Here is a 2,306-nt window from a genome sequence, read left to right on the forward strand (position 1 = left end):
CTGTTGAGTTCTCAAGGATCGGATGCTCCTGCTTTCAGGTCTCTCGACCGCCTACGCAGGGCAACTCCAATATTGTTCTTCGCTGTCGCATGTCGAATCGGCGCTTTTCGATCGGAATCGAAGCAGCCGGACAGCGTCTCACGAAGAGAGATCCGGTGCCCTGCGTTCCGGCTCTCAGYCAGTCGCGGGGCAACTTCTCTATCTTATCCCTCTCCGTCAGCTTGTCAAATCGGCTGTCCGGGACTGTTTAGCGTCTCCGGCAGCACTCTTCGACAGCTTCGAGGAGTGGGAACCTCCATCGTAGACCCGAAGGTCGACACTCTCAAGAGAGCTTCAGATGGGGGGTGGTTCTCCGCTTGAGGGGGGTGAGGCTCTCGGCCTCTCCGCTTCCCTGTGGGGCGAACAAGTAATAAGTTACGTGGGTTCTGGAGAACGGGCAAATCCTGGCCGCAGCCCGGGCGTGTCGCCTGCTTAGGTTGGCGGAAATCCGCGGTTCTGCAGGCGCGCAGGCGCTTGGCACCACCCTTTGGCGCGCGTAGGTTCGCGGACATGGACAACTCGGCCGGCGTCGTCGTTCCCTTGCCGGCGCGCACGGCGGTCGCGGGTCTGGCGCTCAGGTCGGTGCGGGCCGCGTCCCGCAGCGCGGCGCTGCTCGCCGGCGCGAACACGACGACGCTCAGCGCCGAGCGCATCGCGGTCGCGTACTCGAGCGAGCGGCACCTGCGGGTGGGGGGTCACTCCCCCGAGGCGTTCGCACCCCTTTCGGGCTTCTTCCGGACCGCCGATGGCTGGGTGCGCACCCACGGCAACTACCCGCACCATGCGGCCGCGCTGCGGCAGGCGCTCGCCCTTGATTCGGATGCCGACAAGGCGGCGGCCGCCGCGGCGCTGTCCCAGCTCGCGGCCGATACGGCCGCGGCGCGCATCACGGCGGCCGGTGGCCTGTGCGTCGCGGTGCGAGGTGAGGCTCGCGACGTCGATGTCGCCCTCCGTCGAAGCACGCCCCTCGTCGCGACGACGCAGCTGGGGGCGGCCCCGCTGCGCGCGCTGACCGAGGGCGACACGGCGGCGCCGCTGCGCGGCATCCGGATCCTCGATCTGACCCGCGTGATCGCGGGTCCGGTGTGCACGCGCACGCTCGCCCTCCTCGGCGCGGACGTCCTGCGCATCGACTCGCCCCGGCTGCCCGAGCTCCCCTGGCAGCACCTGGACACCGGCCACGGCAAGCGATCGGCCCTGCTCGACCTCGAGGACGACGCCGATCGGGTTCGGTTCGAAGCGCTGCTGTCGTTGGCCGACGCGATCGTGCTGGGCTATCGTCCCGCCGGGCTCGATCGCCTCGGGCTGTCGCCCGGTGCGCTGGTGCAGCGGCATCCGGGTCTCATCGTCGCGCGGCTATCGGCGTGGGGCGAACCGGATCGGCGTGGGTTCGACAGTCTGGTGCAGGCCGCGACCGGCATCGCGATGATCGAGGCGCGCGCGGACGGCGCACCGGGCGCTCTCCCCGCCCAGGCACTCGACCACAGCGCCGGCTACCTTCTCGCGGCGGCGGTGATGGAGCTCCTCGCGAAGCGCGCGGACGAGGGGGGCTCCTGGTTCGCCGAGACGTCGCTGCGGCGCGTCGCCGCCGAACTGCTCGGGATGCCGCGCACCGCCGAACCCGAGCAGTTCGCGCCGATCGATGCCGAGCCGCACCTGGAGACCTTCGATGTCGCAGGCACCCTCGTCACGACCACCGCGCCCGCGATCGACTACGAAGGCGGCCCGACGCAGTTCATCGCCCCGCACCCGTGGGGTTCGGACGAACCGGTCTGGCGCGCCGAGTGATCGACCGCCCGCAAGGCCGCTAGCGTGACCGCGGAGGTGGTGCCGCCGTGGACACCGATGTGATTGTTGTGGGAGCCGGGCCAGCCGGGATGTCGGTGGCGGCGTGTCTGCGCGGACGCGGGATCGACACGCTGGTCCTCGATCGGGGAACCGCTGCCGGGGACTCGTGGCGCAGCCGCTATGAGCGACTGCATCTGCACACGCCGCGGGTTCAGTCCGCGCTGCCGGGGCTGCGGATCCCCGGCGGGTCCGGTCGGTGGGTGCCGAAGGACGACATGGCCGACTACGTCGCCCGCTACGCCCAGCACCACGGGATCGAGCCGCGATTCGGCACGGAGGTGCGCCGGATCGAGCGCGACGGAGGCGGCTGGGCGGTGCTCGATGGCAGCGAGCGCTGGACCGCGAAGCAGGTCGTCGTCGCCACGGGGTACAACAGCTCGCCGGTCGCCCCGCGCTGGCCGGGGCAGGAGGGCTTCGAC

The 2,306-nt window shown here is 70.5% G+C and carries 2 protein-coding genes; both read left to right on the forward strand.

What is annotated here, in order from left to right; all coding sequences use genetic code 11:
- Window positions 1-549 precede the first annotated feature (549 nt).
- Window positions 550-1,827, forward strand: a complete 1,278-nt coding sequence (locus AC1DVT_RS19660) for a CoA transferase (protein WP_477391015.1) — start codon at window positions 550-552, stop codon at window positions 1,825-1,827.
- 47 nt (window positions 1,828-1,874) lie between these two features.
- Window positions 1,875-2,306 (forward strand): FAD-dependent oxidoreductase (locus AC1DVT_RS19665; RefSeq protein WP_477391017.1); only part of this gene is annotated, 432 nt, incomplete at its 3' end.

The organism is Microbacterium sp. P2_F9 (assembly GCF_056403635.1).

What these genes read in the sequence shown, in the direction of transcription:
- AC1DVT_RS19660 (WP_477391015.1), top strand. Translation starts at nt 550, where the DNA reads ATGGACAACTCGGCCGGCGTCGTCGTTCCCTTGCCGGCGCGCACGGCG.